Below are 23,374 nucleotides of genomic sequence, written 5' to 3'. Positions count from 1 at the left end.
CCTCTATGGTCTTGTCTATTTCAGTTTAGTGGAATGTCGTTGTCGCTCTTGGTCGCCTGGTAGCGATTGGAGAGCGCGGCATAGGCGGCCTTGATGCGCGCCGTCTGTTCCTTGAGCGCCGCCTTCAGCGGGTCCGCTTCCGTTTCGACGAGATCGGCGACCGCAAAGCTGTTCCAGAAGGCGTTCTGCCGGCGATAGCCGCCCGGTTCCAGCCCGAAGACCTCTTTCAGGATTTTCAGGTCATGCGGGATCGCGAAAGCGTCGCGGGAATCCTCATGGCTGAAGAAATAGTAGAAATTATCGAAGCCGGCCCAGGTGATGGCCGACATGCACATGGTGCAGGGCTCGTGCGTGGAGAGGAAGATCAGCTCCTTGGTCGCAGGCTTCTCGCCGAGTTCGTAGAAGCGCTTCAACGCATGTACTTCGCCATGCCAAAGCGGATTTTCGAGCTCGTTGTTCGTTTCGGCAATGACCAGCGACAAGTCGGATTTACGCAGGATCGCCGCGCCGAAAACCTTGTTTCCGGCGGCAACGCCCCTTTGCGTCAGCGGCAGGATATCGTGTTCCATGACATCGAGGAGGCGGGCGGCGATGGTGTTGGCGGACAAACGGAACACTCCGAGATATTTTCTTCATCTTAACGGCATTGCCGGCACGGCGGAATGCGCAAATGACGTATGGACTCCATTTGCCACAGGCAATAGGAATGTCCTTGATAGCAAGAAGTCCTAAAAGTCTATGGATTTCCTGTATTTATGCTATTCTGACTGACTGGTGAGTTTTGCTCAAATCGGAGAGATGTCGAGCAAAAGAATACGGACTCGGCGGAGCATTAGAATTTCTGTTTCTTCAATCTCCTGGCCGGTAAGGTGATATTCGGGCAATCTCGAAGTGGAATAATGATGCCTCCCAGGACTCAACAGCTTTCGGTGTTTCCCGCCTTCTTTCGCGTGGAAGGAAGGATCGCGGCTGTGTTCGGCAATGGTGATGAAGCCTTTGCCAAGACGCGGTTGCTGATGAATACGCAGGCGAAGATCGTCGCCTACGCGCAAACGCCGGAAGCCGATTATCATTCCTTCCTGATCGCCAATCGCATCGAGACCGTGCGAACGGCTTTTTCGCCCGATCAGGTGGAGGGCGCTGCCCTGGTGTTCGCCGCCACCGGTGATGCCGAAGCCGACCGCGCCATCGTTGACGCTGCCCGCGCCGCAAGAATTCCGGCAAACGCCGTCGATCAGCCTGACTATTGCGATTTCTACACGCCGGCGCTGGTCAATCGCGCCCCGGTCGCTGTCGCTATCGGCACCGAAGGCGCCGGCCCCGTGCTGGCGCAGATGATCCGCGCGCAGATCGATCAATTGCTGTCGCCTTCGCTTGGCAAGCTCGCAGAACTGGCGACGAGCTATCGCAAATCCGTCGAACGCCTGGTGCCGCGTGGCGTCGCCCGCCGCGTCTTCTGGCGCCGCTTCTTTTCCGGCCCTGTTGCTGACGCCGTCAGCGCCGGTCATCTGCTGCAAGCCGAACGTGCCGCCGACAGCTTGCTGCACTCTATGCACAAGGTCGAGGGTCATGTGTGGCTGGTAGGTGCCGGTCCTGGCGCGGAAGATTTGCTGACGCTGCGCGCTCAACGCGTGATGATGGAAGCCGATGTCATCGTCTATGACGCGCTCGTCCCACAGGCGATCGTCGATATGGGCCGCCGTGACGCCGAGCGTCTTTCCGTCGGCAAACGCAAGGGCTGCCACACGAAATCCCAGGAAGAGATCAATGATCTGCTGGTGCAGCTTGGTCAGGACGGCAAGCGCGTCGTGCGGCTGAAGTCCGGCGATCCGCTGGTCTACGGCAGGGCGGCTGAGGAAATGGCTGCCCTCCGCGCTGCTGGCGTTACCTATGAGATCGTTCCCGGTATCACCTCGGCTTTTGCTGCGGCTGCCGATTTCGAGCTGCCGTTGACGCTGCGCGGCGTCGCCTCGTCGCTGGTCTTCACCACCGGTCACGACCTGACCGGCAACGTCCTGCCGGATTGGGCGAGCCTCGCCGTATCCGGCGCGACCATCGCTGTCTATATGGGCCGCACGGTCGCCGCTTCCGTGGCCGGTCGTCTGATGGAAGCCGGGCTTCCGCCGGAGACCACCGTCGCCGTCATCGAGAACGCCAGCCGCCGCGACCGTCGCCTGATGCACGGCACCTTGAAAGATCTGCCGGACCTGGAGCATCGCGATGAACTCGGCGGTCCGGTCATGGTCATCATCGGCGACGCTGTCGCCGGCGCCAATTTCGAACAGTCCGAGCCGCTGGTCCGCCAGGAGACCGCCGCTCAAGAATTTGCAAGGAGCTGATCCATGGTCGACAAGGTTTTGACCGCAAACCGGCTGACCGATGGCATTGCCGTCTGGTTGGATGCCAATGGTGAGTGGGCAACCTCGCTGCAGGAGGCGCTCGTCGCTCGTCATGCCGAGGCGGATGCCGCGCTCGAGGCGATCGGCAAGCAGGCTTATGCCGATAACAAGGTCGTCGACGTCAACCTGATTGAAGTTCAGGAAACCGCCGGCAAGCTCTGGCCGCTGCGCCTGCGTGAGCGCATCCGCGCCGAAGGTCCCACGATGGAATACGCGCCGGGTTATGCCGCGGCCGATCCGGAATTCATTGCAGTCTGAGGAAATCATGTATCGCTACGACGAATTTGACCACGCCTTTGTTGCGGAACGGGTTTCGCAGTTCCGCGATCAGGTGCAGCGGCGCCTTTCGGGTGAGCTGTCGGAAGATGCGTTCAAGCCGCTGCGTTTGATGAATGGTGTCTATCTGCAGCTCCATGCTTACATGCTGCGCATTGCCATTCCCTATGGCACGCTGAGCTCGCGCCAGGTGCGGATGCTCGCGCATATCGGGCGCACCTATGACCGCGGTTACGGCCATTTCACCACCCGCCAGAACCTGCAGTTCAACTGGCCGAAGCTGTCCGATATACCCGATGTGCTTGCTGAGCTTGCTTCCGTCGAGATGCACGCCATCCAGACGTCAGGCAATTGCATTCGTAACGTCACGGCCGACCATTTTGCCGGTGCCGCCGCCGATGAAGTCGCCGACCCGCGTCCCTATGCGGAAATCCTGCGGCAGTGGTCCTCCGTTCACCCGGAATTCTCCTTCCTGCCGCGCAAGTTCAAGATTGCTGTCACCGGCGCCGAGCGCGACCGTGCCGCCATCCAGGTGCATGATATCGGCCTGCATCTGAAGAAAAACGACAAGGGCGAGATCGGCTTTGCCGTCTATGTCGGTGGCGGGCAGGGCCGCACGCCGATGGTCGCCAAGCTGATCCGCGAGTTCTTGCCGGAAGAAGACTTGCTGTCCTACACGACCGCCATCGTGCGCGTGTACAATCTGCACGGCCGCCGCGACAACAAATACAAGGCCCGCATCAAGATCCTCGTGCACGAAACCGGTGCTGCGGAATTGGCACGTCAGGTCGAGGCCGAGTTTGCAAACCTGAAAGACACGGAACTGAAGCTTCCTGAGGCCGACGTTCAGGCGATCGCGACCTATTTCGCACCTCCGGCTCTGCCGGAACGCGCCGAAGGCTGGGAAAACCTCGCCCACTGGAAGAAGGCCGATCCGGCCTTTGCCCGCTGGGTTCAGCAGAATGTGCAGCCGCACAAGAATCCCGATTACGGCATGGTGACGATCTCGCTGAAGCCGATCGGCGGTATTCCGGGCGATGCTTCGGACGCGCAGATGGATGTGGTGGCCGATATCGCCGAAGAATATGCCTTCGACGAAATCCGCGTCAGCCACGAGCAGAATCTGATCCTGCCGCATGTGGCGCTGGCCGATCTCGAAGCCGTCTATCGCGGCCTGGTCGCCGCCGGTCTCGAAACCGCCAATGCCGGCCTGATCACCGACATTATCGCCTGTCCCGGCCTCGACTATTGCGCTCTCGCCAATGCTCGTTCGATCCCGGTTGCGCAGGAAATCTCCAGGCGCTTCGGTTCGGCCGAGCGTCAGGCCGAAATCGGTGAGCTGAAGATCAAGATTTCGGGCTGCATCAATGCCTGCGGCCACCACCATGTCGGCCATATCGGCCTGCTTGGCGTCGAGAAGAAGGGTGCGGAACTCTATCAGATCACGCTCGGCGGCTCCGGCGATGAGCATACCTCGATCGGTGAGATCATCGGCCGCGGTTTCGAGCCGGAAAAGGTGACCGATGCGATCGAGACGATCGTCGATACCTATCTCGGCCTGCGTCTGGAGCCTTCCGAAACCTTCCTCGCCGCCTATCGTCGCGTCGGACCGCAGCCTTTCAAGGATGCGCTCTACGGCTCGGCAGCGGCCGAAGCGGCGTAAGGAGATGGCCATGACGAAGATTTGGCGGGAAACCGGTTTTGTCGCAAACGATCCCTGGATCATCGAAACCGATGAGCTGAAGGCGACGGAAGAGCAGAAGCCGCTGCTCGGCCTCGATGCCCTGATTGCCAAGGCCGAGGAAAGCAACGATATCGGCCTCGGCGTCTTGATCAAGCCGGCTGACGATGTGACCCGGCTGGAGCCCTATCTCGATCGCCTGGAGATCGTCGCCGTGGCGTTTCCGGCTTTCAACGATGGCCGCGCCTTCAGCCACGCCTCGCTGCTGCGCCAGCGCCTCGGCTACACCAGCGAGCTGCGTGCGGTTGGCGATGTGCTGATTGACCAGGTTCCATTGATGTTGCGGGTCGGTATTGATAGTTTCGCAGTCACCAACGAGACGGCGCTGAATCGGCTTTCGGAACAGCGCCTGCCGGGCATTCCGCATCACTATCAGCCGACCGCCCGGCATTCCGAAGGCGGCCAAGCCTATAGCTGGCGCCGCCAGGCCGCCAAAACGGCCTGATGCGGCTTTCAGCCCCAGGAGTGGCGGCAATGCGAGATACATCGGATTGCCGCATTCTAGTGACTATATATGGCTGACATGATGGCGTGAATCTTGACCGGAACACGCATATTTTATGCCGGCGCCGTGTGATGGAATAGAATGCCTTTAAATCGGGGCTATATTATAATATCAGCCTCGCGAAACGCAGCTTGCCAAGAATGACGTGTACGACGAATACGGGATCCGAGACCGAATGAACGCCCCCGCCAAGACCGAAGACTTTGTTTCCGCAGTGCCCGCCGGCGTCTTTGCCGAGAAGGTACTGAGCGTGACGCATTATACCGACCGGCTCTTTCGCTTTACGATGACCCGGCCGCAGGGCTTCCGCTTCCGCTCGGGCGAGTTCGCGATGATTGGCCTTATGGTCGACGGCAAGCCGCTTTACCGCGCCTATTCGATCGCGAGCCCTGCCTGGGCCGATGAGCTTGAATTCTTCTCGATCAAGGTGCCGGATGGTCCGCTGACCTCGCATCTACAGAACATCAAGCCGGGCGACGAAGTGCTGATGCGCAAGAAGCCGACGGGCACGCTGGTGCTCGACGCGCTGACGCCGGGCAAGCGGCTCTATATGTTCTCGACCGGCACCGGCATTGCGCCTTTCGCCAGCCTGATCCGCGATCCAGAGACCTATGAGAAGTTCGAGGAAGTGATCCTCACGCATACAACCCGTGATGTGGCAGAGCTGAAATACGGCTTCGACCTCGTCGAGGAAATCAGCAACGATGAAATCCTGAGTGAAGTCGTCGGCGACAAGCTGCGCCACTATGCGACCGTCACCCGCGAAGAGTTTCCCTTCAAGGGCCGCATTACCGATCTCATCGAAAACGGCAAGCTCTTCACCGATCTCGGCATTCCCACGTTGGATCCCGCGGTCGACCGCGGCATGATCTGCGGTTCCTCGGCCATGCTGAAGGACACTAAGGACCTGCTTGAGAAGGCAGGCCTCAACGAAGGCGCCAACAGCAAGCCGGCCGAATTCGTCATCGAACGCGCCTTCGTCGGCTAAACGAAAAATACGAAGCAGTTTTCCATCCGGGATTGCAAAATAGGCTAATTCCGCGTTTTCGTGAAAAGCGAAACTGCTCTCGGATATCGGAATAGGTAAGGCGGTCTCGATAGCGAGGCCGCTTTTTTCATCTGTCGCTGAGATAATCGATCAGTGTTGCCATCACTTTGCGGGCATCATCGCTGTCGCCCCGATGGATTGCCGTGATGACGCTGACATGCAACGCAATCGACCGGTCCATGCCATCGGGCGTAGCGGTCGAATACCAGAGCCGGCGCGAATGCGTCTGCACGGGTCCGAGTGCGGCCGTGATGAAGCCGTTCGGACAGGCCTCCTCAAGGATTTCATCGAACGCCTTGTCGGCAGCGAAGAAGCCAGGCAGATCGCGCGTTGCGGCGCAATCACTCATGAGCCGGGCGCACTCAAGCAACTGTTCCCGTTGTTCCTCAGTGGCATGGCTGGCGACCAGCGATGCGGCGATCGGTTCGAGTTCGCGCCTGACCTGCATCACATGCATATGGTCTCCCGGCCGAATCTCCGCGATCTGCAATCCGACGCGCGGCCTTACATGAATCAACCCTTGCCACGCCAGCTTCTGAATCGCCTCGCGCACCGGCGTGCGCCCATGGCCTGCCAATTCGATCAGTTGCTTTTCCGTGACCAGTGCACCCGGTTTCAGCGCCAACGTCACGATCCGATGCTCAAGGGCGAGATAAGCAAGATGGCTTTGCGAATTCAGCATTCTCGGGCGATTCCATTGATATATCACAAGTTGCCATGGCGTCGTCGCGATGGCAAGCGACGGTGATATATCAGGTGAGATCGGCCGGCTGCGAGCCCGCCTGCCGGACCTGTCAAAGTTCTGATTTGGTGGAATCGGACGGTCAAGGGCCGGGCGAGGGGAGCCCGTGACCGTGAGATAGGGTCAATAGCCGATTGCGGAGGATAGGCTCGGCGGCTTCCGCTTGGCAGCCATCAGCAAATCCAGTTCCGTCGAAGACGGTCCGAACTTGTCGAACAGCCGCTTGGCTTCCTTGTCGTCGAGGCGATATTTTCGTGCGAATTCGGCGATGCTGTAGGGGCGACCGCGTATTACTTTCCGGCCCGGCGTCTGATTGGCGCTTTGGGTCATGCTTCCAACCTCCTCTTCCGTCTACCCAACAAAAGTTAGGGCTGCGGATGCGGTTGAAAAGGGTTGTGAAAGGCAAAATGTCACATAAATACAATAAAAAAGGGAAGACGAGATATCCCCATCTTCCCTTTGAGCATCTCTGTCCGGACGGCTTTCTGCTCGCGCAGCGCGCGCCTATCGCCTGATCAACCGACCGACGAAGATCAGGATGCAGGCACCAATGAAGCCGGTGATCAGATAGTTGAGCCATGCGTTGAACGGCAATGCGATGTGCAGGGCCCCAAGGAGCCAGCTAGCAACAATTGCCCCGACGATGCCGAGGATGATGTTCATGATAACGCCCATGTTGCTTTCCATGAGCTTTTCGGCGAGCCAGCCGGCGAAGCCGCCAATAATGATCGCTGCGATCCAACCGACGTGTGCGTCTTCCATAAATATCCTCCTCAAGGAATCGGCAAGTTACTGATAAAAGTTGATATACACCAAAAGCGATTCGGCCCGCAAACAATTGCGTTTGGGTTGCGAACAGAGCCGCTGGCTGGCAAAGCGCGATTATTGGGGAAAAATGTTACCGTTGTTCCGGGGCGCCGAGACAGGCTTTGAGATCGGCTAACTGTTTTCTCAAATCCTCGGCGACTTCATCGGTCGTGTCGATGAACCGGTTGTTTTCCACGACATGTACGCGGATGCGGCCCTGTTTCAGACAATGCAGGTGGAAACGCAGAAATTGCTCCTGTGCCTTGCACCATTTATCGAGCTCGGATTTCTGCTTCATTGGCGCCCTCGACCCCCAGTGCCGGCCCAAACCTGATACCGGGCAGATATCTTAAGAATTCAGGCAACTAGCATTCAATAATGCCGTGTTCGCTCAAAAACATCCTATCAAAACCGTGGTAACATTCCGACGTGGCGCTCGCCGAGTCATTCGTTCGAATAAGAAAGGCGTAGTCGCCCCTCAAAAAGTCTGCGGCAATCTCCCGAAAAGGCAAGAATAATCTATAAGATAATCCTTAAATTGAGGAATCATGCCCTTCCGTATCATCAAAACGACCAATCCTTGCTTTTTTCCAGCTTGAAACCACTGCTTGATGCGCTGATCTTTCCAAGTCGCGCATCGAGACAGGCAGGTTTCACCACGTCGACATGCGGAAAAGCATTGTCCGTCGCCGCAACTGCGATTTTATGGGTTGACCGCAATAGGGCGTCTGCATATGTTCCGCGCACTTCCAGCCGGGGTGTGACCATCCGCGGACAGGGAGAGCGTAGCTCAGCCGGTAGAGCAACTGACTTTTAATCAGTAGGTCATGGGTTCGAATCCCATCGCTCTCACCAAAAAATCCAGGAAAGTCAGACAGTTTATAGGGCAGGGCCTTTTATCTCCGGCCTGTTCAGCCGTTTTCGTGTCTACCCTATGTCCGAATGAGAACGACCTGTGTCCGCCTCGACCGGGCAAGCGATTTGCTGCGCCGTCGCACCTGTCGGTCTGCTAGCCGGCGGATGCTCGTTCGACATAGCGGAAGATTCTGGTCACGGTCGATCGGCTGACGCCTGCCTCTTGGGCGATGCAATCCATCGACTTTCCCTCGGCCTTTAAGCGAAAAACGCTTTCCTCTTTATGCCTCATGGCCGTGGCCGACGAATCGTGCACCGGCGTCATGCCGACGGAGGTTTCGGAATGCTCTGTAACAACAGCCGCCATGATACGCTCCCTTGCAATCATTGGAGAGCTAGAAGAAATGACGTCAATGTTGCTGTGAGTAAATTCGGATATTAGCAGTATATGAAGCAATCTTTATTCGGTAGGGGTGCGGCCTTGTGCCCGCTTCGCCCGCGAAAAGGTGATTGGCGTTCCGGCCCCGGCAACGCTAGTAAGACGGCTGAATGACATAGCCGGAGTCTATCGTGTCGCTTGCCGATATCTCGCTTCTGAGCGCCTTGCTTGCCGGAGCGCTTTCGTTTCTCTCGCCCTGCGTCCTGCCGCTGGTGCCACCGTATCTCTGCTATATGGCCGGCATTTCTGTCGAGCAATTCCGCGGTGGTGGAGCGGCTATTGCGACGGGGCCGAGCGTTCGTGGCAATGTCCTGTTTTCGGCGCTGTTCTTCACGCTCGGCTTTGCGACCGTGTTCATTGCGCTTGGCGCCGGTGCGTCCTCGATCGGCATATTGCTACGCCAGCATCTCGATATCCTGGCGAAAATAGGCGGCCTGATCATCGTCGTCATGGGCTTGAATTTCCTCGGCGTTTTTCGGCTTGGCATTCTTGCTCGCGAGGCCCGTTTCCAAGGGGGCGGCAAACCGGCGACGCTGACGGGTGCTTATATCATGGGCCTCGCCTTTGCCTTCGGCTGGACGCCCTGCATCGGCCCGGTGCTCGGGGCAATCCTCGGCGTTGCGGCTTCGCGGGAGACGATCGGCGCCGGCGCCGGGCTGCTCGCCATCTATTCGCTCGGCCTTGCCATCCCCTTCTGGATCGCCGCCGGTTTTTCGGGCGCCTTCATGAGCTTTCTTGTCCGCTTCCGCCGCCATCTTGGCACGGTTGAGAAGGTTATGGGCGGGCTGCTCGTGCTGACCGGCCTGGCGTTCATATTTGGCTATGTCAGCGACATGGCGATCTGGTTTCAGCAAACCTTTCCAATCCTGATGCAAATCGGCTAAGCAACTCCCGTCCTGTCTCCAATCGCCAAAATGGATGTGCCCGATGGCTGACATTGTCGGTCTGTTGCTGCCGTTCTTCGGCTTGATCTTGGTCGGTTATATTGCCGCGCGCATCACCAAACAGTCGGCTGAGGCGCTTGGCTGGCTCAACACCTTCATCATCTACGCCGCGTTGCCGGCCCTCTTCTTCAAGCTCGTCTCGCAAACGCCGATCGAACAATTGACGCGAGTCGATTTCATCGCCACCGACATTGCCGCGACCTATCTGATCTTTCTGCTGGTGTTCCTGGTCGGATGCTTCCTGCGTCGCAATTCGCTGGCCGATAGCACGATCCAGGCCTTTGCCGGTGCCTACGGCAATATCGGCTACATGGGGCCGGGCTTAGCGTTGCTGGCGCTTGGCGAGAAGGCCGCCGTACCGGTGGCGCTGATCGTCTGCTTTGAAAATGCGCTGCATTTCATCGTCGCGCCGGCGCTGATGGCAATCGAGGGCGGCGATAAACGTTCGCCATGGCGGCTTGCCGCCGACATCGCGAGAAGGGTGCTGCTGCATCCCTTCATCCTGTCGACGGCCCTCGGCTTTGCCGCCGCGGCCTTTTCGGTCGGCCAGCCAGCTCCCTTCCAGCACTTCGTCGATTATCTCGCTCAGGCGGCCGCACCCTGCGCCTTGTTCGCCATGGGCGTGACATTGGCGCTGCGGCCGCTGAAACGCATACCGGCCGAGATCGGCTATATCGTGCCGGTCAAGCTCATTCTGCATCCGTTGGTCGTCTATGTCGTGCTGCAGGCGGTCGGCGGCTTCGATCCGATCTGGATCGAATCGGCGGTGCTGCTCGCGGCTCTGCCAACGGCGACGAATGTCTTCGTCATCGGCCAGCAATATGGCGTCTGGCAGGAGCGCGCCTCCGCGACGATCCTGATCACCACCGCTTGTTCGGTGGTGACGGTCTCGCTGGTGCTTTATTTGATCAAGTCCGGTGCCTTACCGGCGCAACTTTTCCCGTAGCATCGACGGAAAACCGCGCAAGCCGCCGCCTGGCTCGATGCCTTCGCGCATGACGATGTTGCGCAATGGCGGAATGGCTGAAAGGACATGCAGCCCTGCTGCTCGCAACATCTGGACGGGCAGGAAATCCGAAAGCAGGGAACGGTTCAGCAGATCGACGCTCGCCGTCCGGCTGATGATATCGACACGGCGGCGGCGGTCGAAACTGTCGCCGGCGGATGCTGAAATCGGCTGCCCTGTGGGGCTCGCCAGAATTTCGACGAGCGTCAGGATATCGCGCAGGCTGAGGTTCAGCCCTTGCGCGCCGATCGGCGGGAAAACATGCGCGGCTTCGCCGATCAGCGCGGCGCGGCCTTTGCCGAAGCGATAGGCCGTCATGCCGGAGAGCGGCCAGACCTGGACGTTGTCCTCGACAGTAACCTTGCCGAGCATCGATTGCATACGGTCCTCGATGAGGCGCCCGAGGTCTTCCAGCGATCTCTCAGCATTGGCGGCGGCTTCCGCCGGCTTTTGCACCCAGACGAGGCTCGAGCGATTGCCGGGCAGGGGGACCTGGGTGAACGGCCCGCTTTCCGTATGGAATTCGGTAGAGATGTTTTGATGCGGCAGCGAATGCGCAAAGTTCAGCACCATGGCCGATTGCGGATAAGACCACGTCTTGACCTTGATCCCCACCGTTTCCCGCACCATCGAATTGCGCCCGTCCGCACCGACGACCAAAGCCGTTTCAACGATATCGCCGTCTTCGAGAGTGATGGTGACGCCATCGTCGCGCACAGTCACCTCAGAAGCCGCCGTCTCGATAAGCGTGATATTGCCTTCCGCCTTTGCGGCTTCGCTAAGAGCGCTGAGCAGTGCGGCGTTCGGTATATTGTAGCCGAAGGCGTCGAGGCCGATTTCGGAGGCGCGGAAGGCGACGGTCGGCGCACGCAGCAGCCGTGTGGTGCCGTCAATGATCTGCATCGTGGTCAGCGGTGCGGTGGACGGCGCAATCCTGTCCCAGAGCGTCAACCGCTCCAGGAAGCGAATCGATTGGTCCATCAGCGCCGTCGTCCGCCGGTCGGCCTTGTTATGCGGCTGGGCTATGAGCGCAACGGCTCGTCCGCCGCGCGCCAAGGCGATCGCCGCGATCATGCCCGCCAGACCGCCGCCGATGACGGCCACTTCAACCTGCTTCATATCGATGCCTCAATTATCTTTCTTTCTGAAAATAGACGCTTAGCCTGTTGAAATCCATGGGATGAAACATCGCAGCGGGTGAAAATGACAAGAACTCGCGCTAGCCTATGGTACATGGACGCTTTTGCGCTGGCAGCGCCGGGCAAAGGGTGCATATTAGCAAGAAAAATCGCCTGCCGGGGCAGGTAGATAAGCAGGCGAGTAACGGGGCGGATGAAAATCTTCAATTACAAGCGGGTGCCTTACGCGGAAATCCGCGCCTTTTCCGTACATATCTTGACGGCATCCGGCTCATTCCTTGCCTTTCTCGGCGTTGTTGCAGCGGCGGAACATCGCTTTGTCGATATGTTCTGGTGGCTCGGCCTGGCGTTGCTTGTCGATGGCATCGATGGTCCGATCGCCCGTAAGGTCAGCGTCAAGGAAGTTTTACCGAATTGGTCCGGCGACACGCTGGATAACATCATCGACTACGTGACCTATGTGCTTCTGCCCGCCTTCGCGCTCTACGAAAAGGGCATGATCGGTGAGCCCTGGTCCTTCGTCGCCGCAGGCATGATCGTCGTATCCAGTGCCATTTATTATGCCGACACGGGCATGAAGACGGGGGAGTATTTCTTCTCCGGATTCCCTGTCGTTTGGAACATGATCGTCTTTACGCTCTTCGTCATCGACGCCAGCGCGGTGACTGCCATGGTGCTGGTCGGCGTTTCGGTTGTTTTGACATTCCTGCCGATCAATTTCCTGCATCCGGTGCGGGTCAAGCGGCTGCGGCCGCTCAATCTCGGCATATTCCTGCTTTGGTCCGCGCTCGGAGTGTATTCATTGCTCATGCATTTCGTCATGCCGGAATGGGCCGTTATCTTGTTTATCGTTACCGGCATCTATCTCTATTGCATCGGCGCCGTGCTGCAGTTTTTCCCGTCCCTCGGACGCCAGTAGGATTTGCGAGACATGAGCATGAAGAAGACCCACGCCATTCGCATTCACGAAAACGGCGGTCCGGAGGTCATGAAGCTGGAAGAGGTCGACCTGCCGCCGCCAGGCGCCGGCGAGGTGCAGATCCGCCATGCTGCGATCGGATTGAATTTCATCGATGTCTATTTCCGTTCGGGTCTTTACAAGGCGCCCTATTTTCCGCTGCCGCTTGGCAAGGAAGCGGCCGGCACGGTAACGGCCGTAGGCCCGGGTGTCAGCGATTTCGCGGTCGGCGATCGCGTTGCCTATGTCGGCAGCGATGGCGCCTACAGCGTCGAGCGCAATATCGAGACGCGTTTTATCGTCAAGGTACCCGATGATATCGAGCTCGAGACCGCGGCGTCGATGATGCTGAAGGGTATGACGGCCGAATATCTTCTCAACCGCACCTTCAAGGTCGGTCCGGAAACGGTGCTGCTATTTCATGCTGCGGCCGGTGGCGTCGGATTGATTGCCGGACAATGGGCAAAGGCGCTCGGCGCCACGGTGATCGGAACCGCCGGCTCGCCTGAAAAGGTGAAACTGGCGCTGGAACATGGCTATGACCATGTGATCGATTACAGCAGCGAGAGCTTCGTCGACCGCGTCCGCGAGATTACCGGCGGCAAGGGTGTCGATGTCGTCTATGACTCGGTTGGCCGTGATACGTTTCCGCACTCCCTCGATTGTCTGAAGCCGCGCGGCATGTGGGTGACTTTCGGCCAATCCTCTGGTCCGATTGAAAATTTTAACCTTGCCATCCTTAATCAGAAGGGCTCGCTTTTTGCTACGCGGCCAAGCCTTTTCGCCTATATCGCCACCCCTGAGGAAATGAGAGCCAGCGCAAAAGCATTATTTGCTGTTGTGCAAGGCAGCAAAGTGCGTATCAATATCAACCAGACCTATCCGTTGAGCGATGCGGGGCGCGCGCACACGGATCTGGAAACAAGAAAAACGAGTGGAACTACGCTGCTGATCCCATAGATCCGAAAGGGTAGGACAGTGGGAAGGAAATGAGGGGAACGTGTCGTCATTCGATGTGCCGGCAACCGGCGCGTTATTGTCGGTTCGCAAGCTGACGAAGCTGTTCGGTAGCTTTGCTGCCTGTAATGGAATTGATCTGGAAATTCGACCGGGCGAGATTCACGCTTTGCTCGGTGAGAACGGCGCAGGCAAATCCACTCTGGTGAAGATGCTGTTCGGCGTTTTGGAGCCAACCGAGGGCGAGATCGCCTGGCAAGGCCAACCCGTTTCCATTGGTTCGCCTGGCGAAGCGCGTAAGCTCGGCATCGGCATGGTGTTTCAGCATTTCTCGTTGTTCGAAGCGCTGACGGTCGCTGAAAATATTGCCCTTTCCCTTGATGACAGCATCCCGATCGGCAAGATCGCCGAGGAGGCTGCCAGCCTATCGCGAGCCTATGGCCTGCCGCTCGATCCCCATGCGCATGTGGCCGATCTTTCCGTCGGCGAGCGCCAGCGTATCGAAATCGTCCGCGCGCTACTGCAGAATCCGAAGCTGATCATCCTCGACGAGCCGACCTCCGTGCTGACCCCGCAGGAAGCCGATCGTATGTTCGAAACGCTCTTCCGGCTCCGGGACGAAGGCCGTTCGGTGCTCTATATCAGCCACCGCCTGGAGGAGGTGCAACGCATCTGCTCCCGCGCCACGGTGCTGCGCCATGGCAAGGTAACCGGTGCCTGCGACCCACGGCAGGAAACGCCCGGCTCGTTGGCTCGTATGATGGTCGGCAGCGATGTTGCCAGCGTGCAGCATGAAGGGCTTGGTAAAAAGGGCGACATCCAGCTCGAGATTGCCGGTCTTTCGGTGCCTGCCCGCACGCCCTTTGCCATGTCGTTGAAGAACGTTTCGCTGCGGGTACGCGCCGGCGAGATTCTGGCGATCGCCGGCGTTGCCGGAAACGGGCAGGGCGAACTGTTCGACATCGTTTCCGGTGAACACACCGTGCCATCGGACAATTTGATCTTCGTGCGTGGCCAAGCGGTCGGGACCAAGGGTATCAACGCGCGCCGCCTGTTAGGTGCCGGCTTTGTGCCGGAGGAACGTCATGGCCATGCGGCGGTTTCGGGGCTGAAGCTATCGGACAATCTGGTGCTCGCCCGCAGCAAATCGGACCGCCGTGCTTTTCTTGGCGGCGGCTTCCTGAAAGTGATTCGGCGTGGTGCGGTCAAACAGGCGACCAAGCGCATTTCCGAAGCCATGGACGTGCGCAAGAGCGGCGAGGACCCGACTGCCGGCTCGCTCTCCGGCGGCAATCTCCAGAAGTTCATCGTTGGCCGAGAGCTTGACCGACAGCCGACCGTGCTGGTCGTCAATCAGCCGACCTGGGGTGTCGATGCGGGTGCCGCGAGCCATATTCGTCAGGCACTGGTCGATCTTGCCCGCAACGGCTCGGCCGTGCTGGTCATCAGCCAGGATCTCGACGAAATATTCGAGGTTGCCACCGACATCGCCGTCATTTCCGAAGGGCGGCTGTCGCAGGCCTATCCAGCGGGCGAGCTGACGCGGGAAAAGATTGGCCTCCTGATGGGCGGCCTGCATGAATCAAAGACGCATTCGGAGCCTATGCATGCGCATTGAACTGGAAAGGCGCCCGCAGGCTTCGAAACTGTTCGGCTTCCTGTCGCCGCTGCTTGCCCTCGCGTTGGCGCTGATCGCCGGCACCATCATGTTCGCCGTCCTCGGCAAGGACCCCGTGGAGGCGCTGGACGCCTTCTTCGTCGAGCCACTGCTGGAAGTCTGGTCGCTGCACGAACTGGCCATCAAGGCCGGGCCACTAATCATGATCGCCGTCGGCCTTTGTGTCTGCTATCGTTCCAACAACTGGAACATCGGCGCCGAAGGCCAGTTCACCATCGGCGCGGTCGTCGGCTCGTATATCCCGATCGTCTACACCGATTGGCATTCACCGATGGTCCTGCCGCTGATGCTGATCGCAGGTGCCATTGGCGGCGCGCTCTATGCCGCGATTCCGGCGTTGTTGAAGGCGCATTTCAATACCAACGAGATCCTGACGAGCCTGATGCTCGTTTATATCGCGCAGCTCTTCCTGGATTGGCTGTCACGCGGGCCATGGCGCGATCCACAGGGCCATAATTTCCCGCAGAGCATCGATTTTCCGCCGGAGGGGGTGCTGCCGGCGATCTGGGCGGACTCCGGCCGGGCGCATTGGGGTATCGTCTTTGCCATCGTCGCGGCGATCCTTGCCTGGTTCATGATGAAATATACGCTGAAGGGCTTCGAGATAACCGTTCTCGGCCAATCGGAACGGGCAGGGCGTTTCGCCGGATTCTCTTCGCGAAAAATGGTCTGGTTCGGCTTCCTCTTCTCCGGTGCATTAGCAGGTCTTGCCGGCATTTCCGAGGTTTCGGGCTCGATCGGCCATCTGCAGCCGGCGATATCGCCTGGCTACGGCTTTACCGCCATCATCGTTGCTTTCCTGGCGCGTCTCAATCCGCTTGGCGCGATCCTCTCCGGCTTTGTACTGGCGCTTACCTATCTTGGCGGCGAGGCGGCGCAATTGTCACCCGGCATCTCCGCCAAGGCGGCGAGCGTCTTCCAGGGGCTGTTGCTTTTCTTCGTGCTCTCCTGCGATACGCTGATCAATTATAAGATCCGGCTGGTCTGGTCGCGGGTTCGGGGAGGTGCGGCATGACTATGAGTGTTTTTGAAGCGATTCTCCTGACCATCATCACCGCCTCGACGCCGCTCGTTATCGCCGGCCTCGGCGAACTGGTGGTGGAACGCTCCGGCGTGCTCAATCTCGGCGTCGAAGGCATGATGATCATGGGTGCTGTCGCCGCTTTCGTCGGCGCGCAGATGAGCGGATCACCCTATGTGGGCCTCATCACCGGCATTGTCGGCGGTGCGCTGTTTTCGCTGCTGTTCGGGTTCCTGACGTTGACGCTGGTGACCAATCAGGTGGCGACGGGTCTGGCGCTCACTATCCTCGGCCTCGGTCTCTCCGGCATGATCGGTGAAGGTTATGTCAGCGTGCCCGGCGTGCAGTTGCGGGAAATCGTCTTTCCGTTCCTGTCCGATATTCCGCTCATCGGGCCGGTGCTCTTCAAGCAGGACCTGACTTTCTATCTCTCGATCGCGCTGCTGATCGGCGTCAATTGGTTCCTCTTCCGCAGCCGGACCGGCCTGAAGCTACGCGCCATCGGCGACAGTCATGGCTCGGCGCATGCCCTCGGCATCAATGTCATCCGCACGCGCTATCTGGCCGTCATGTTCGGCGGCGCCTGCGCAGGCCTCGCCGGCGCGCAATTGTCGCTGGTCTACACGCCGCAATGGGTTGAGAACATGTCGGCCGGCCGGGGCTGGGTGACGCTGGCTCTCGTTGTCTTCGCGTCGTGGCGGCCAATGCGCGTCATGGCCGGCGGCTATCTCTTCGGGGCGGTGACGATCCTGCAATTTCATGCGCAGGGCTTCGGGGTTGGCATTCCCGCACAATTCCTGTCGATGCTGCCCTATGCGTCGACTATAGTGGTTCTCGTCATCATCTCTCAAAATCGCCGCGCGACCTTGATCAATACGCCAGCGTCGCTCGGCAAGGCCTTCGTTCCGGAGCGCTAAGAACAACAACCGGACGGATTTCGTAAGTTATGTCAAACCAGCAGGGGTAACCATGAAGAAACTAGCACTCACACTCGCCACCACGGCCGCCGCCATTATCGGCTTCGCTGCCGCGGCCGAAGCGGCACCGACCAAGGTCTGCTTTGTCTATGTCGGCTCGCACACGGATGGCGGTTATTCGCAGGCGCACGATCTCGGCCGTCAGCAGGTCCAGAAGGAGTTCGGCAACAAGATCGATACGCCCTATCTCGAAAATGTTCCGGAAGGCCCGGACGCCGAACGCGCCATCGAGCGCCTCGCTCGTTCCGGCTGCTCGCTGATCTTTTCCACGTCGTTCGGCTTCATGGATGCCACCGTCAAGGTCGCCGCGAAGTTCCCTAAGGTGAAGTTCGAGCATGCGACCGGCTTCAAGAGCGGCCCGAATCTCGCCACCTACAACTCGCGCTTCTATGAAGGCCGCTACATCCTGGGGCAGATCGCCGCCAAGATGTCGAAGAATCACGGTGCCGCCTACATTGCTTCCTTCCCGATTCCGGAAGTGGTGATGGGCATCAACTCCTTCGAGCAGGGCGCGCGTTCGGTCGATCCGAGCTTCAAGCTCAAGGTCATCTGGGTCAACACCTGGTTCGACCCAGGCAAGGAAGCCGATGCTGCCAAGGCGATGGTCGACCAGGGCGTCGATATCCTGACCCAGCATACCGACACCACCGCGCCGATGCAGGTGGCCGAGGAACGCGGCATCCATGCCTTCGGTCAGGCCTCCGACATGATCGCCTCCGGCCCGCACGCGCAGTTGACCGCTGTCGTCGACACCTGGGGTAACTACTACTCCAAGCGCGTCCATGCGCTGCTCGACGGCACCTGGAAGGCCGAACAGAACTGGGACGGCCTGAAGGACGGCATCTTGAAGATGTCGGACTACACCAACATGCCTGACGACGTGAAGAAGATGGCTCAGGAAACTGAAGCCAAGATCAAGTCCGGCGAACTCGCTCCCTTCACGGGCCCGATCAACAAGCAGGACGGAACGCCTTGGCTGAAGGCTGGCGAAAAGGCCGATGACGCTACGCTGCTCGGCATGAATTTCTACATCGAAGGCGTCGACGATAAGCTTCCTGCCGCAAAGTAAGCCTCTAAATTTGAGACGGTTGAAAAAGGGCGCCCCGAGCGCCCTTTTTTGTTGCAGTGCATCACACAATGTCGATTTACAAAAGTATTACTATATGATTTTTTGCCACTGGCCGTAAGAGACGGCCAATTGGGAGGACATCATGAAATTGAAGACTGCACTGGTGAGTGCCACGATTCTTGCTGCTTGCATGTTTACGTCTGCGTCGGCAAAGAATTTGGTTGTCGGCTTTTCGCAAATCGGCTCGGAATCTGGCTGGCGTGCGGCGGAAACGACCGTTACCAAGCAGCAAGCTGAGAAGCGCGGGATCGATCTCAAATTCGCCGATGCGCAACAGAAGCAGGAAAACCAGATCAAGGCAATTCGCTCTTTCATCGCACAGGGTGTCGATGCGATTCTGCTGGCTCCCGTTGTTGAAACGGGCTGGGACGCCGTTCTGAAGGAAGCAAAGGAAGCCAAGATCCCGGTCATCCTGCTTGACCGCACGATCAACGCACCGAAGGATCTCTATCTGACCGCCGTTACCTCGGACCAGATCCACGAAGGCAAGGTTGCCGGCGACTGGCTTGTGAAGACCGTCGGCGATAAGAAGTGCAACATCGTCGAGCTCCAGGGCACCACCGGTTCTTCGCCGGCGATTGCCCGCAAGAAGGGCTTCGAAGAAGCCATCAAGGGCCATGACAACCTGAAGATCGTTCGTAGCCAGACGGGCGACTTCACCCGCGCCAAGGGCAAGGAAGTCATGGAAAGCTTCCTGAAGGCTGAGAACGGCGGTAAGGATATCTGCGCGCTCTACGCTCATAACGACGACATGGCCGTCGGCGCCATCCAGGCGATCAAGGAAGCCGGCCTGAAGCCGGGCAAGGATATCCTGACCGTATCCATCGATTCGGTTCCGGACCTCTTCAAGGCCATGGCTGCCGGCGAAGCAAACGCGACGGTCGAACTGACGCCGAACATGGCCGGCCCCGCCTTCGATGCTCTCGACGCCTACCTGAAGACCAAGAAGGAGCCGCCGAAGTGGATCCAGACCGAGTCCAAGCTGTACACGCAGTCTGACGACCCGCAGAAGGTCTACGAGGAAAAGAAGGGCCAGGGTTACTGATGTAAGAAAGCAAACCGCATCGGCCGGCAAACGGCCGGTGCGGGCTTTTCGACGCGGAACTGCGGGCGCGCTGAAACTTCACGAATTCGGGTGAAATCACCTGAATGGGAGTAAGATGAACGCACGGCGCTCTAGCGAGCGGCGTATTTCGCGCTTTTGCATAGCGGCTCAATTCAAGGAAATTCTTGGCCCATGGCTCACGATGTCGAGCGTCTTCTGACAGCTACCGGCTTCTGCAAATATTTTCCCGGTTCCACCGCCCTGGATCATGTCGATTTCACATTGCGGCGGGGTGAGGTTCATGCGCTTCTCGGCGAAAATGGTGCTGGGAAATCGACGCTGATCAAGTGCATGACTGGCGCATATCGCCGCGACGCAGGCAGCCTCGTTCTCGATGGCGCCGAAATCGATCCGCATGATACGCTCGCAGCGCAGAAGCTCGGCATCGGGACGGTTTATCAGGAGGTGAACCTCCTTGCGAATTTGAGTGTCGCGGAAAATCTGTTTCTCGGCCGTCAGCCGAAACGCCTCGGCATGGTCAGCAGCCGCGTGATGAACAGCATGGCGAAAGACCTGTTGTCGCAATACGGCATAGACATCGATGTCAGCCGTCAGCTCGACCGTTTCTCCGTGGCAATCCAGCAGGTGATCGCGATCGCGCGTGCCGTCGATCTCTCCGGCAAGGTTTTGATCCTCGACGAGCCGACGGCCAGCCTCGACACCCATGAGGTCGAGATGCTTTTCGGTATTATCCGAAATCTGAAGCAGCGCGGTTTAGGCATTGTTTTTATTACGCACTTTTTGGAACAGGTCTATCAGATCTGCGACCGCATAACCGTGCTGCGCAACGGCCGCCTTGTGGGGACGCGCGATGCTGAGGGCCTTTCGCGGCAAACCCTGATCGCCATGATGCTTGGCCGCGAACTTGCGCACGCCGAAGCGACTGCGAAGCAGGCGGTCAGCGAAAGCGGGCCGGTGAGGTACCGCTTCACCAATTTCGGCAAGCGCGGCAAGATCAAACCCTTCGACCTCGAGGTTCGTGCCGGCGAAGTGGTTGGGATTGCCGGTCTGTTGGGCTCCGGACGCACGGAAACCGCAGAGGTGCTCTTTGGTGTCGAGCGCGCCGACAGCGGCGAGGCAAAGATCGAGGACCGGACGGTGGCTCTTTCGAGCCCGCGTGCCGCGATCAAGAGCGGCTTCGGCTTTTGCCCGGAGGACCGCAAGACGGACGGCATCATCGGCGATCTGTCCATCCGCGAAAATATAGTCATGGCGCTTCAGGCCCGCCGCGGCTGGGCACGCCCATTGCCGCGCAGCGAGCAGAATGCGCTCGCTGATCGCTATATCAAGGCGTTGGATATTCGTACCACCGACCGCGAAAAGCCGATAAGGCTGCTGTCCGGCGGCAATCAGCAAAAGGCCATTCTGGCCCGCTGGCTGGCGACCAATCCCAACTTCCTGATACTGGACGAGCCGACGCGCGGCATCGATGTCGGTGCGCACGCCGAGATCATCCGCTTGATCGAAGACCTTTGCCAGCAGGGAATGTCGCTGGTGGTGATTTCGTCCGAGCTGGAGGAGCTCGTAGCCTATAGTTCCCGTGTCATCGTGCTGCGCGACCGCGAGCATATTGCCGAACTGACGGGCGACAAGATTACTGCCAGCCATATCGTCGACTCCATAGCGACGGGCGAGAGCAAGCGAGAAGAAGCATGAGTTCCCAGATCAAGGCCCTGTTATTTCGATTGGCTCCGCAACTCATTGCGTTGGCAGCCATTCTTCTTTTGAATTTCATTATGTTCCCGCAGTTCTTTCATCTGGAAATGCAGAATGGCAGATTGTACGGCAGCATCATCGATGTTCTCAATCGCGGTGCGCCGGTAGCACTTCTGTCGATTGGCATGACGCTCGTCATCGCCACCAAGGGCATCGATCTCTCGGTCGGCGCGGTGATCGCAATTTGCGGTGCCGTCGCGGCATCCGCCATCGTCTCCGGGAATTCTCTCGCCTACACGCTGCTGCTGACCATCGGCGTCGGGCTTGCATGCGGGCTCTGGAACGGGTTCCTCGTCGCGGTTCTCGACATTCAGCCGATCATCGCTACGCTGGTGCTGATGGTCGCAGGCCGCGGGATAGCCCAATTGATCACCGAAGGCGTCATCATGACCTTCAATGACGATGGGTTGATCTTCCTGGGGAGCGGGTCTTTCGCCTCTCTGCCGATGCCTGTCGTCATCTGGCTGCTGGTGGCATTGGCGGTCATTCTTCTGGTGAGGCGCACGGCGCTCGGCATGCTTGTTGAGGCGATCGGCATCAACCGTCGCGCCAGCACGCTGTCGGGCATCCAGACGCCGGTGCTGCTGATCGCCGTCTATGCCCTGAGCGGCCTTTGCGCCTCAATCGCCGGCATCATCGTTTCCGCCGATATCAAGGGCGCCGATGCGAACAACGCCGGTCTCTGGCTTGAGCTGGACGCGATCCTCGCCGTTGTCGTCGGCGGCAATTCCCTTCTTGGCGGTCGTTTCAGCATTGTCGGCTCGCTGGTTGGAGCGATGATCATCCAGTCGGTCAATACGGGCATTCTGTTGTCCGGCTTCCCGCCGGAATTCAATCTGGTGATCAAGGCCGTCATCGTCATCATCATTCTGGTCATCCAGTCTCCAGCTCTCCAATCCGTCTCGGCGTTTTTCTGGCGTCGGCGGGGTGCGGCGCAGATGATCCATGAGGAGCAGGCAAAGTGAATTCGAAATATCTTCCCCTGCTCGTGACGATCGTCATTTTCCTGCTGGCCTATACCGGCTGCGTGCTGCAGTTTCCGACCATGCTGTCGACGCGCGTTATCGGCAATCTGCTGACGGACAACGCTTTTCTCGGAATTGCCGCAGTCGGCATGACCTTCGTCATCCTTTCCGGCGGCATCGATCTGTCGATCGGTTCGGTTATCGCCTTTACCGGCGTCTTCCTGGCGATCGTTCTGCGGGATACCTCGATCCATCCTTTGATCGCCTTCGCGCTTGTTCTGGCGATCACGACGATCTTCGGCGCGGGCATGGGTGCCATCATCCACTATCTCAGTATGCCGCCCTTCATCGTCACGCTGGCGGGCATGTTTCTCGCGCGCGGCATCGCATTCGTCCTGTCGATCGACAGCATCCCGATCGAGCATGATTTCTATACGCAACTCAGCGATCTCTATCTGCTGCTGCCGGGCGGCGGTCGTCTGACGCTGATCGGCGGTATCATGCTGATCGTCTTTGCCGGCGGCATCCTGCTGGCGCATCGCACCCGCTTCGGAGCCAACGTCTATGCGCTGGGCGGCGGGGTGCAGACGGCTCAGTTGATGGGTGTTCCGGTCGGCCGGACGACCATCCAGATCTATGCGCTGTCCGGCTTTCTCGCCGGTCTATCCGGAATCGTTTTTTCTCTCTATACGTCGGCTGGATATTCGCTGGCTACCGTTGGTGTCGAACTCGATGCCATTGCTGCGGTGGTCATCGGCGGAACGTTGCTGACGGGGGGAGCAGGGTTCGTTGGGGGAACGCTTATCGGAATTCTCATACAGGGCTTGATTCAGACTTACATCACCTTTGATGGAACACTTTCCAGTTGGTGGACTAAGATACTGATCGGGCTGCTGCTGTTTGCATTTATTCTGATGCAGAAGGGTCTTCTGCTGCTTTCCCGCTTCAATCGTCGTTACGCCTGAGG

The 23,374-nt window shown here is 58.9% G+C and carries 24 protein-coding genes and 1 tRNA gene; 18 read left to right on the top strand and 7 right to left on the bottom strand.

Going from position 1 to position 23,374, the window contains the following annotated elements; genetic code table 11:
• Positions 1-20: 20 nt before the first annotated feature.
• The gene (locus QD357_RS01180; protein ID WP_107107970.1) at positions 21-608 is read right to left on the bottom strand and encodes a deaminase; all 588 of its coding nucleotides are present in this window, start codon (positions 606-608) and stop codon (positions 21-23) included.
• A 294-nt stretch (positions 609-902) separates the two neighbouring features.
• Between QD357_RS01180 and cysG the strand changes: the two genes are divergently transcribed.
• The 5 genes from cysG (at position 903) to QD357_RS01155 (ending at position 5,909) form a co-directional block, all read left to right on the top strand.
• Positions 903-2,339 (top strand): siroheme synthase CysG, encoded by a 1,437-nt coding sequence (gene cysG / locus QD357_RS01175; RefSeq protein ID WP_107107971.1) that lies wholly within the window; start codon positions 903-905, stop codon positions 2,337-2,339.
• Positions 2,340-2,342: 3 nt separating this feature from the next.
• Positions 2,343-2,657: a DUF2849 domain-containing protein gene (locus tag QD357_RS01170; protein WP_107107972.1), complete on the top strand. Its 315-nt coding sequence runs from the start codon at positions 2,343-2,345 to the stop codon at positions 2,655-2,657.
• Positions 2,658-2,664: 7 nt separating this feature from the next.
• Positions 2,665-4,338 carry a nitrite/sulfite reductase gene (locus QD357_RS01165; RefSeq protein WP_107107973.1) on the top strand — a complete coding sequence of 558 codons (1,674 nt, stop codon included), beginning with the start codon at positions 2,665-2,667 and terminating at the stop codon, positions 4,336-4,338.
• A 10-nt stretch (positions 4,339-4,348) separates the two neighbouring features.
• Positions 4,349-4,861: a DUF934 domain-containing protein gene (locus QD357_RS01160; protein ID WP_107107974.1), complete on the top strand. Its 513-nt coding sequence runs from the start codon at positions 4,349-4,351 to the stop codon at positions 4,859-4,861.
• A 235-nt stretch (positions 4,862-5,096) separates the two neighbouring features.
• Positions 5,097-5,909, top strand: a complete 813-nt coding sequence (locus QD357_RS01155) for a ferredoxin--NADP reductase (protein ID WP_107107975.1) — start codon at positions 5,097-5,099, stop codon at positions 5,907-5,909.
• 127 nt (positions 5,910-6,036) lie between these two features.
• Here QD357_RS01155 and QD357_RS01150 read toward each other — a convergent pair whose 3' ends face one another.
• From QD357_RS01150 to QD357_RS01135, 4 genes are all read right to left on the bottom strand, one after another.
• Positions 6,037-6,651 carry a GntR family transcriptional regulator gene (locus tag QD357_RS01150; protein WP_107107976.1) on the bottom strand — a complete coding sequence of 205 codons (615 nt, stop codon included), beginning with the start codon at positions 6,649-6,651 and terminating at the stop codon, positions 6,037-6,039.
• Positions 6,652-6,834: 183 nt separating this feature from the next.
• Complete coding sequence (locus tag QD357_RS01145) at positions 6,835-7,041, bottom strand: hypothetical protein (protein WP_028753159.1); 207 nt, start codon at positions 7,039-7,041, stop codon at positions 6,835-6,837.
• 174 nt (positions 7,042-7,215) lie between these two features.
• Positions 7,216-7,473, bottom strand: a complete 258-nt coding sequence (locus tag QD357_RS01140) for a GlsB/YeaQ/YmgE family stress response membrane protein (protein ID WP_107107977.1) — start codon at positions 7,471-7,473, stop codon at positions 7,216-7,218.
• A gap of 136 nt (positions 7,474-7,609) precedes the next feature.
• Positions 7,610-7,816 carry a hypothetical protein gene (locus tag QD357_RS01135; protein WP_107107978.1) on the bottom strand — a complete coding sequence of 69 codons (207 nt, stop codon included), beginning with the start codon at positions 7,814-7,816 and terminating at the stop codon, positions 7,610-7,612.
• 481 nt (positions 7,817-8,297) lie between these two features.
• Between QD357_RS01135 and QD357_RS01130 the strand changes: the two genes are divergently transcribed.
• Positions 8,298-8,373, top strand: a tRNA-Lys gene (locus tag QD357_RS01130).
• A gap of 154 nt (positions 8,374-8,527) precedes the next feature.
• Here QD357_RS01130 and QD357_RS01125 read toward each other — a convergent pair.
• Positions 8,528-8,740: a helix-turn-helix domain-containing protein gene (locus tag QD357_RS01125; RefSeq protein WP_107107979.1), complete on the bottom strand. Its 213-nt coding sequence runs from the start codon at positions 8,738-8,740 to the stop codon at positions 8,528-8,530.
• A 203-nt stretch (positions 8,741-8,943) separates the two neighbouring features.
• On the opposite strand from QD357_RS01125, the gene QD357_RS01120 reads away from it, so the two are divergent.
• Together QD357_RS01120 and QD357_RS01115 are read left to right on the top strand one after the other, a co-directional pair.
• A complete protein-coding gene (locus QD357_RS01120; protein WP_107107980.1) occupies positions 8,944-9,696 on the top strand; it encodes a cytochrome c biogenesis CcdA family protein in 753 nt (250 codons plus the stop codon).
• Between the two features lie 43 nt (positions 9,697-9,739).
• On the top strand, positions 9,740-10,702 hold the full coding sequence (locus QD357_RS01115; protein ID WP_107107981.1) for an AEC family transporter: 963 nt from the start codon (positions 9,740-9,742) through the stop codon (positions 10,700-10,702).
• On the opposite strand, the gene QD357_RS01110 is transcribed toward QD357_RS01115, so the two are convergent.
• Positions 10,679-11,881, bottom strand: a complete 1,203-nt coding sequence (locus tag QD357_RS01110) for a UbiH/UbiF family hydroxylase (protein ID WP_107107982.1) — start codon at positions 11,879-11,881, stop codon at positions 10,679-10,681. The genes QD357_RS01115 and QD357_RS01110 overlap by 24 nt on opposite strands.
• A gap of 213 nt (positions 11,882-12,094) precedes the next feature.
• Here QD357_RS01110 and pcsA point away from each other — a divergent pair, with 213 nt between their 5' ends.
• The 10 genes from pcsA to yjfF all read left to right on the top strand — a co-directional run bounded on the left by pcsA (position 12,095) and on the right by yjfF (position 23,372).
• Complete coding sequence (gene pcsA / locus QD357_RS01105) at positions 12,095-12,820, top strand: phosphatidylcholine synthase (protein WP_107107983.1); 726 nt, start codon at positions 12,095-12,097, stop codon at positions 12,818-12,820.
• Positions 12,821-12,838: 18 nt separating this feature from the next.
• On the top strand, positions 12,839-13,819 hold the full coding sequence (locus QD357_RS01100; RefSeq protein WP_107108141.1) for a quinone oxidoreductase family protein: 981 nt from the start codon (positions 12,839-12,841) through the stop codon (positions 13,817-13,819).
• A gap of 40 nt (positions 13,820-13,859) precedes the next feature.
• A complete protein-coding gene (locus tag QD357_RS01095) occupies positions 13,860-15,434 on the top strand; it encodes an ABC transporter ATP-binding protein (protein WP_107107984.1) in 1,575 nt (524 codons plus the stop codon).
• Positions 15,424-16,509: an ABC transporter permease gene (locus QD357_RS01090; protein WP_107107985.1), complete on the top strand. Its 1,086-nt coding sequence runs from the start codon at positions 15,424-15,426 to the stop codon at positions 16,507-16,509. The genes QD357_RS01095 and QD357_RS01090 overlap by 11 nt, the downstream gene beginning before the upstream one ends.
• A gap of 2 nt (positions 16,510-16,511) precedes the next feature.
• A complete protein-coding gene (locus QD357_RS01085) occupies positions 16,512-17,432 on the top strand; it encodes an ABC transporter permease (protein ID WP_107107986.1) in 921 nt (306 codons plus the stop codon).
• A gap of 52 nt (positions 17,433-17,484) precedes the next feature.
• Positions 17,485-18,561, top strand: a complete 1,077-nt coding sequence (locus QD357_RS01080; protein ID WP_107107987.1) for a BMP family ABC transporter substrate-binding protein — start codon at positions 17,485-17,487, stop codon at positions 18,559-18,561.
• A gap of 142 nt (positions 18,562-18,703) precedes the next feature.
• Entirely contained in the window at positions 18,704-19,666 is a 963-nt protein-coding gene (gene ytfQ / locus QD357_RS01075) for a galactofuranose ABC transporter, galactofuranose-binding protein YtfQ (RefSeq protein WP_107107988.1), read from the top strand.
• Positions 19,667-19,858: 192 nt separating this feature from the next.
• Positions 19,859-21,382, top strand: coding sequence for a galactofuranose ABC transporter, ATP-binding protein YtfR (gene ytfR, locus QD357_RS01070; protein WP_107107989.1), 1,524 nt, complete (start codon positions 19,859-19,861; stop codon positions 21,380-21,382).
• A complete protein-coding gene (locus tag QD357_RS01065) occupies positions 21,379-22,407 on the top strand; it encodes an ABC transporter permease (protein ID WP_107107990.1) in 1,029 nt (342 codons plus the stop codon). Before ytfR ends, QD357_RS01065 begins: the two co-directional genes overlap by 4 nt.
• On the top strand, positions 22,404-23,372 hold the full coding sequence (gene yjfF / locus QD357_RS01060) for a galactofuranose ABC transporter, permease protein YjfF (RefSeq protein ID WP_107107991.1): 969 nt from the start codon (positions 22,404-22,406) through the stop codon (positions 23,370-23,372). The genes QD357_RS01065 and yjfF overlap by 4 nt, the downstream gene beginning before the upstream one ends.
• Positions 23,373-23,374 lie beyond the last annotated feature (2 nt).

Source organism: Rhizobium sp. BR 317, from assembly GCF_047445835.1.
In the GTDB taxonomy this organism is placed as follows: domain Bacteria; phylum Pseudomonadota; class Alphaproteobacteria; order Rhizobiales; family Rhizobiaceae; genus Rhizobium; species Rhizobium paranaense.
Note: the sequence above shows the minus strand (reverse complement) of the source record. Positions and strands in the feature narration are given on the sequence as shown.

Excerpts from the sequence above, each read along its gene's own strand:
- cysG (WP_107107971.1), top strand. The coding sequence starts at position 903 with ATGCCTCCCAGGACTCAACAGCTTTCGGTGTTTCCCGCCTTCTTTCGC.
- QD357_RS01170 (WP_107107972.1), top strand. The coding sequence starts at position 2,343 with ATGGTCGACAAGGTTTTGACCGCAAACCGGCTGACCGATGGCATTGCC.
- QD357_RS01165 (WP_107107973.1), top strand. The coding sequence starts at position 2,665 with ATGTATCGCTACGACGAATTTGACCACGCCTTTGTTGCGGAACGGGTT.
- QD357_RS01160 (WP_107107974.1), top strand. The coding sequence starts at position 4,349 with ATGACGAAGATTTGGCGGGAAACCGGTTTTGTCGCAAACGATCCCTGG.
- QD357_RS01155 (WP_107107975.1), top strand. The coding sequence starts at position 5,097 with ATGAACGCCCCCGCCAAGACCGAAGACTTTGTTTCCGCAGTGCCCGCC.
- QD357_RS01150 (WP_107107976.1), bottom strand. The coding sequence starts at position 6,651 with ATGCTGAATTCGCAAAGCCATCTTGCTTATCTCGCCCTTGAGCATCGG.
- QD357_RS01145 (WP_028753159.1), bottom strand. The coding sequence starts at position 7,041 with ATGACCCAAAGCGCCAATCAGACGCCGGGCCGGAAAGTAATACGCGGT.
- QD357_RS01140 (WP_107107977.1), bottom strand. The coding sequence starts at position 7,473 with ATGGAAGACGCACACGTCGGTTGGATCGCAGCGATCATTATTGGCGGC.
- QD357_RS01135 (WP_107107978.1), bottom strand. The coding sequence starts at position 7,816 with ATGAAGCAGAAATCCGAGCTCGATAAATGGTGCAAGGCACAGGAGCAA.
- QD357_RS01125 (WP_107107979.1), bottom strand. The coding sequence starts at position 8,740 with ATGGCGGCTGTTGTTACAGAGCATTCCGAAACCTCCGTCGGCATGACG.
- QD357_RS01115 (WP_107107981.1), top strand. The coding sequence starts at position 9,740 with ATGGCTGACATTGTCGGTCTGTTGCTGCCGTTCTTCGGCTTGATCTTG.
- QD357_RS01110 (WP_107107982.1), bottom strand. The coding sequence starts at position 11,881 with ATGAAGCAGGTTGAAGTGGCCGTCATCGGCGGCGGTCTGGCGGGCATG.
- pcsA (WP_107107983.1), top strand. The coding sequence starts at position 12,095 with ATGAAAATCTTCAATTACAAGCGGGTGCCTTACGCGGAAATCCGCGCC.
- QD357_RS01100 (WP_107108141.1), top strand. The coding sequence starts at position 12,839 with ATGAAGAAGACCCACGCCATTCGCATTCACGAAAACGGCGGTCCGGAG.
- QD357_RS01090 (WP_107107985.1), top strand. The coding sequence starts at position 15,424 with ATGCGCATTGAACTGGAAAGGCGCCCGCAGGCTTCGAAACTGTTCGGC.
- QD357_RS01085 (WP_107107986.1), top strand. The coding sequence starts at position 16,512 with ATGAGTGTTTTTGAAGCGATTCTCCTGACCATCATCACCGCCTCGACG.
- QD357_RS01080 (WP_107107987.1), top strand. The coding sequence starts at position 17,485 with ATGAAGAAACTAGCACTCACACTCGCCACCACGGCCGCCGCCATTATC.
- ytfQ (WP_107107988.1), top strand. The coding sequence starts at position 18,704 with ATGAAATTGAAGACTGCACTGGTGAGTGCCACGATTCTTGCTGCTTGC.
- ytfR (WP_107107989.1), top strand. The coding sequence starts at position 19,859 with ATGGCTCACGATGTCGAGCGTCTTCTGACAGCTACCGGCTTCTGCAAA.
- QD357_RS01065 (WP_107107990.1), top strand. The coding sequence starts at position 21,379 with ATGAGTTCCCAGATCAAGGCCCTGTTATTTCGATTGGCTCCGCAACTC.